A 6366-nucleotide genomic window follows, 5' to 3' on the forward strand; every position below is an offset into this window, starting at 1 on the left:
CTGATGGGCAAGTCGCAGTAGACGTCAAACCCCTCAAGGCGGTAGAAGGGGTGCTCCTTCAGCTCGATCTTGAGATACAGGTCGCCAGCACCCCCATTAGGGTTGGGGTGGCCTTGGCCGCGCAGGCGAATCCGCTTCCCCGGTGTGATCCCAGGAGGGAGATTGACCTCCAACGTGCGATTCCCCCCCACCCGTAGGCGGCGTTTGCCCCCCTCAAAAGCTTCGGGAATGGTGAGCTGGATGGTGGCCTCCGCATCGTAGTTGGCGTTGCTGGCGGAGCTGGAGGAGCTGCTGCTGCGATCCGCGCCTGAGTTGCGCACCCGGCCCAGGAGTTGATCGATGAAGTCTTGAAAATCGTCAAATTGGCTGAAATCGACGCCACTGCTAAAACCGCTTCCCCCAAAGTCTTCGCTGAAGGAGCTGTCGCCAAAAGGGCTGCTGCTGTAAGGCTGGCTGTAGGTCTCCCGCTGGTAGCGGAACCCACCCTGCTGGTGGTACTGGCCAAATTGGTCGTATTGTCGGCGCTTGCTGGGATCCGAGAGAACTTCGTAGGCTTCGTTGATCTCCTTGAACTTCTCTTCGGCAGCTTTGTTGTTCGGGTTAACATCCGGGTGATATTTTCTTGCCAGGCGCCGATAGGCCTGCTTAATCTCGTCGGCGGTGGCCGTCTTGCTGACCCCCAAAATCTTGTAGTAGTCCTTAAAGTTTTGCATGGAGGCGTCCGCAGGCAAATTGCTGAGAATGGGCAGAAACCCAAGTAGTTGGCTTCCGACCCGTTGACACAAAGAGAAGAAGGCGGGCTAGACGCCATCGCCTATCCCGTCCCTCCTCATTATCGGTGCTGTGAATAAGGGTGGGATCCGCCCTGAACCAGGGGGCCGCAGAGGGATCCCACTGTCGTCACTTGGTCTCGGTGAAATCGGCGTCGATGACATCGTCACTGCCGCCGGAGGTCGTCCCCGAGCCAGAGGGAGAGCTCGAAGCGGCGCCGGGCTGCTGATAGAGCTCGCTGCTCATGGCGTAAAGGGCCTCCTGCAGCTCCCGCTCTTTGCTCTGGATGGCGCTGTCGTCATCCCGCTGGATGGCCTCCCGCAGCTCTCGCACCAAGGTCTCGATTTGGCTGCGCTTGCTGGAGGAGATCTTGTCTCCCAGCTCCTTCAACTGCCGCTCAGCCTGGTAGGCCAGAGAATCGGCCTTGTTGCGGCGCTCGATTTTCTCGCGGCGGGCGCGGTCTTCGGCAGCGTATCTCTCGGCTTCGGCAATCATCCGCTCCACCTCTTTGCTATCGAGCGTGGAGGCGCCGGTAATGGAGATGCTCTGCTCCTTGCCGCTGCCCTTGTCTCTGGCCGTCACCTTGAGGATGCCGTTGGCGTCGATGTCGAAGGTCACCTCGATCTGCGGCACACCGCGGGGAGCCGGCGGGATCCCGTCCAGCTTGAAGCGGCCCAGGGACTTGTTGTCGCGGGCCAGCTCCCGCTCCCCTTGCACCACGTGGATTTCCACCGAGGTCTGCCCATCTTCGGCGGTGGAGAAGATCTCCGACTTGCGGGTGGGGATGGTGGTGTTGCGCGGGATCAGCTTGGTGGCAATACCGCCCAGGGTTTCCACCCCCAAAGACAAGGGGGTGACATCCAGCAACAACACATCTTTGACCTCGCCCGCCAGCACACCGGCCTGGATGGCAGCACCCACGGCCACCACCTCATCAGGGTTGACAGTTTGGTTGGGCTCTTTGCCTAGCAGCTCTCTCACCAGCCGCTGCACCGCCGGGATGCGGGTGGAGCCGCCCACCAACACCACTTCGTTGATGTCGGCCTTGGTGAGCTTGGCATCCCGCAGGGCTTGCTCCACCGGCCCTTTGCAGCGCTCCAGCAGGTCGGCGCAGAGGTGTTCAAACTGGGCGCGGGAGAGCTTCAGCTCCAGGTGCTTTGGACCATCGGCAGTGGCGGTGATGAAGGGCAGGTTGATGGTAGTCTCGGAGACACTGGACAGCTCGATCTTGGCCTTCTCGGCAGCTTCCGTCAGCCGCTGCAGGGCCTGCCGGTCTTGCCGCAGGTCGATCCCTTCCATGCGCTTGAACTCTTCGGCCATCCAGTCGACAATCTTCTTGTCGAAGTCGTCGCCACCCAACTGGGTATCGCCGCTGGTGGCTTTCACCTCAAAGACCCCATCTCCCACCTCCAGGATGGACACGTCGAAGGTGCCACCGCCCAGGTCGAAGACGAGGATGGTCTCGTTGTTGCGCTTGTCCAAGCCATAGGCCAAAGAAGCCGCCGTCGGCTCGTTGATGATGCGCAGCACTTCCAAGCCGGCGATCCTCCCGGCATCTTTGGTGGCCTGCCGCTGCGAGTCGTTAAAGTAGGCAGGGACGGTAATGACGGCTTGGGTAACCGGTTGGCCCAGGTAGCGGCTGGCATCGTCCACCAGCTTGCGCAGCACCATGGCCGAGATTTCCTCGGGGGCAAATTCTTTGTTCATGCGGGGTGAGTACAACTTGACGTTGCCCCGCTCGTCCCGCCGCACCTGGTAGGAGACCCGCTTGGCATCGACGTTCAGCTCATCGTACTTGCGCCCGATGAAGCGCTTAACGGAGTAAAAAGTGTTCTCGGGGTTGAGCACCGCTTGGCGACGGGCCATCTGTCCCACCAGGCGCTCCCCATCTTTGGTGAAAGCGACCACCGAGGGTGTAGTGCGGCTCCCCTCGGCATTGGGAATGACAGTGGGGACGCCCCCTTCCATTACGGCGACAACCGAGTTGGTTGTGCCCAAGTCAATTCCTACAACTTTTCCCATCGGCTCCTTGTTCTCCTTTTGTTCAAGACGTTACCTCGGCTACCGCCGCCAGGCTGTATGAAGTAGCTTGGGCAGCCAATCCGTGAAAATTCAGCAGGTATTTAGCCGTTTTCTGGGTCGATCCTAACCAGCAGGGCATTGCGGTCAGGGCGAGAATGCCGCCCATTTCTGGCAACTGGAAGGCAGAGCAGTTACGGATCTCCGTACCTGCCGGGGCCTTGCTTCCAGGGCCGCTTGGGGCAACGGCGGCTAGCTCTGGATAAGCTGCAGGGCTTCCAGGCTACGGGCCACAACGGTTTCGGCCAGGGGCAGGTAGCCCATTGCTTCGGCCAGGGCTTGTCCTTCGCTGAGGGCCCAGCGCAGCACCGCCCGCAGGGCAGTAGCAATAGCGGGATCCCGGTACTGGCGGTAGGCCAGGATCCAGGTGTAGGTGACGATAGGATAAGCCCCGGCGCCGGACGGATCCGGCTCAAAGGCCCGCAGGTTCTCAGGCAGCTCGATTTCGCTCAGGGCCAGGGCCGAGGCTGCGGAGGTGGGGAGGACAAACTCGCCGCGGCGGTTTTCCAGGGCCGCCACCGATAGATCCAGGTCGCGGGCGTAGACCGATTCCACATAGCCAATCACCCCTTCGCTGTAGAGCATCTGGGCGCTCATGCCCTCATTGCCCTTGACCCCAATGCCCACCGGCCACTCCAAGGACATGCCGACACCAATCTCGGCGGCCCAAGCGGGGTCGATGGCGGCCAGGTGGCGGGTAAAGGTGTCGGTGGTGCCGCTGCCATCGGAGCGGTAGCAGACGGCGATGGGCAGGTCGGGGAGCTCCAAATCGGGGTTGAGGGCCAAAATCTGCGGATCCCGCCACTGGGTAATCTGGCCGCGGAAGATCTGCACCAAGACGGAGCGGGATAGCTTGAGGCCGGAGCGGATCCCGGGCAGGTTGTAGCCGACGGCAATGCTGCCTGCTGTCATTGGGATCATGACCACGCCCCGCTTCACCTCGGCAATCTCGGCATCGGTCATGGCCACGTCGCTGGCGGCAAAGTCCACCGTCTGGTCGATAAATTGGCGGATCCCGGTGGCACTGCCCACCGGCTGGAAGTTGATTTCCACTTTGGGATCCACCTGTCGGTAGTCGGAAAACCAGCGCAAATACAGAGGGGCCGGGAAGGTAGCCCCAGCCCCGTTGATCAACACAATTTCCCCGGAAGACTGGCTGTCGGCAACAGGGACAGCATCGCCGGCTTGGCCAGAACGGGATCCCTGTTGGCAGGCGCTTAGGCCGGCAGCAGCCAGCAACGACAGCAGCATTTCTCGACGGCGGCAGCGGGGCAGTTGAACCATGGCTGAGGCGCTCCAAGCTCTCCGCCCCGATCCTTAGTCTTGCCCACGGAGCCCTGTCAAGGGCTGCCATCTTTAGCTCTGGCAAGCACCAGAGGGGGCAACTTCCCGCAAAAGTCGGCTTCTTCTCTCCACCAATTGGTCGCCGATCCCCGCAGAGTTCGCTGCGCGCTTCGGCAAAAACGGGGATCCCAACTCTGTCTCTGTCTCAAGAGACGGAAAACAGAGCTTGCTCGAGAAAAACAAAGAAAAACAGCGAAAGAAAGAGAATCAAAGAGTTGAGTTCTGCAGCAACTGCAGAGGGATCCCCAGGCCAAAGCCTTATCTGGCAAGGCTTAGCCGGTTTCGGGCCGGATCCCCCCTGCCTTGGAAAAATCTTGACATATCTTGGAATAGAGCAATATATTGTGGATTCTGTGCAGAAATCCTGCGCTGTTTACATCTCGGTATCTGGGGGACTACTATGCCGACTTTGACTCGTTCTCCCTGGACACTGCGAGACAGCGAAAAGCTCTATCGCATCTCCGGTTGGGGGGATCCCTACTTCCGTATCAACGCCGCCGGTCATGTGGAGGTAACCCCACAGGGCCTACAGCAGCAGGAACCTGGCATCGACCTGTACCACCTGGTGATGGATCTGGTGGCGCGGGGTTTGCAGTTGCCTTTGTTGATTCGCTTTCCCGAGATCGTGGCCGACCGCATGCGGCGGCTTTGCGAGAGCTTTCAGCAGGCCATCGAGCGCTTTGGCTACCCCAACGTCTATCGGGGGGTTTACCCGGTCAAGGTGAACCAGCAGCGCCACCTGGTGGAAGAGGTGGTCAAGCACGGTCGCGCCTACCACTTTGGGCTGGAGGCAGGCTCCAAGCCGGAGCTGTTGATTGCCCTGGCTCTGCTGGATACACCTGGGGCTTTGTTGATCTGCAACGGCTACAAAGACCGCGATTTTATGGAAACGGCTCTCTTGGCCCAGCGGCTGGGGCGCACCCCCATCATCGTCCTGGAGCGGCTGCAGGAGCTGGAGCTGGTGCTGCAGGCTGCCGAGCACCTGGGCATTGATCCCATCTTGGGGGTGCGGGCCAAGCTCTCAGCCCAAGGGATCGGGCGTTGGGGCACCTCGGCTGGGGATCGGGCCAAGTTCGGCCTCACGGCCACGGAGATGTTGCAGGTGGTGGAACGGCTGCGGGAGGCCGGCAAGCTGCACTGTCTGCGTCTGTTGCACTACCACATTGGCTCACAGATCTCGATGGTGAGCGTGCATGGGCGGGCCGTGCGGGAGGCCAGCCAGATCTACATCGAGCTGGTCAAACTGGGGGCGCCGATGGGCTATCTGGATATCGGCGGCGGCTTGGGGGTTGATTACGACGGATCCCAGTCCACCAGCCATTTCTCCCAGAGCTACAGCTTGGAGGATTACGCCGCCACCGTGGTGCAGACGGTGCTGAGTGCCCTGCAGCCGCACGGGATCCAGCCGCCGGTGCTGGTGACCGAAAGCGGGCGGGCCCTGATGTCCCACCAGTCGGTGCTGGTCTTTGACGTGCAGGATGTCAACGCCGCCAGCCCCTATCCCATGCCCACCCAGCTCACGTCCGATGCCGAGGTGATCCAGAAGCTAAATCAGCTTTACTACGAGATCCGGCCCGAGACCCTGGTGGCCGACTATCGCCGCTGCCAGGAGCTCAAAGAAGCCGCCCTGCGCCAATTTACCGAGGGATCCCTCAGCTTGCGGGAGCGGGCCGAGGTGGAGCGGCTGTTTTGGAACTGCTCCGACAAGATCTGCATGCTGGCCTACGAGCAGCACCAGGCAGGGCAGCCGGTGGCGGTGGATCTTCTGGATCTGGACGAAATGCTGGCCAGCATCTACTACGGCAATTTCTCCCTCTTCCAATCCCTGCCGGATAGCTGGGCCATCGACCAAGTGTTTCCCATCATGCCCATCCACCGTCTGGACGAGGAGCCGCGCCAGTGGGCCACCTTGGCGGATCTGACCTGCGACAGCGACGGCAAGATCAACCGCTTCTTTGGCGAAGACGGGCAGATCACCTCGGTCTTGCCGCTGCACGATCCCGATGGGCAGCCCTACCTGCTGGGGGTGTTTCTGGGAGGCGCCTACCAGGAGATCCTGGGGGATCTGCACAACCTGTTTGGCGACACCAACGCCGTGCACATCCGCACCCGTCCCGGCGGCTACCAAGTCACCCAAGTCATCAAGGGGGACACCATCGGCGAAGTGCTGAG

The 6366-nt window shown here is 61.2% G+C and carries 4 protein-coding genes; 1 reads left to right on the forward strand and 3 read right to left on the reverse strand.

What is annotated here, in order from left to right; genetic code table 11:
* From NW835_RS13885 to pstS, 3 genes are all read right to left on the reverse strand, one after another.
* A partial coding sequence (locus NW835_RS13885; protein WP_414415597.1) for a DnaJ domain-containing protein occupies positions 1 to 713 on the reverse strand: 713 nt, incomplete at its 3' end.
* Positions 714 to 900: 187 nt separating this feature from the next.
* On the reverse strand, positions 901 to 2793 hold the full coding sequence (gene dnaK, locus NW835_RS13890) for a molecular chaperone DnaK (protein WP_414363717.1): 1893 nt from the start codon (positions 2791 to 2793) through the stop codon (positions 901 to 903).
* Positions 2794 to 3042: 249 nt separating this feature from the next.
* Positions 3043 to 4134, reverse strand: coding sequence for a phosphate ABC transporter substrate-binding protein PstS (pstS, locus tag NW835_RS13895; RefSeq protein ID WP_414415598.1), 1092 nt, complete (start codon positions 4132 to 4134; stop codon positions 3043 to 3045).
* A 460-nt stretch (positions 4135 to 4594) separates the two neighbouring features.
* Between pstS and speA the strand changes: the two genes are divergently transcribed.
* A partial coding sequence (gene speA, locus NW835_RS13900) for a biosynthetic arginine decarboxylase (protein ID WP_414415599.1) occupies positions 4595 to 6366 on the forward strand: 1772 nt, incomplete at its 3' end.

Origin of the sequence: Synechococcus sp. OH2 (assembly GCF_047462155.1) — a bacterium.
Classification (GTDB): domain Bacteria; phylum Cyanobacteriota; class Cyanobacteriia; order Thermostichales; family Thermostichaceae; genus Thermostichus.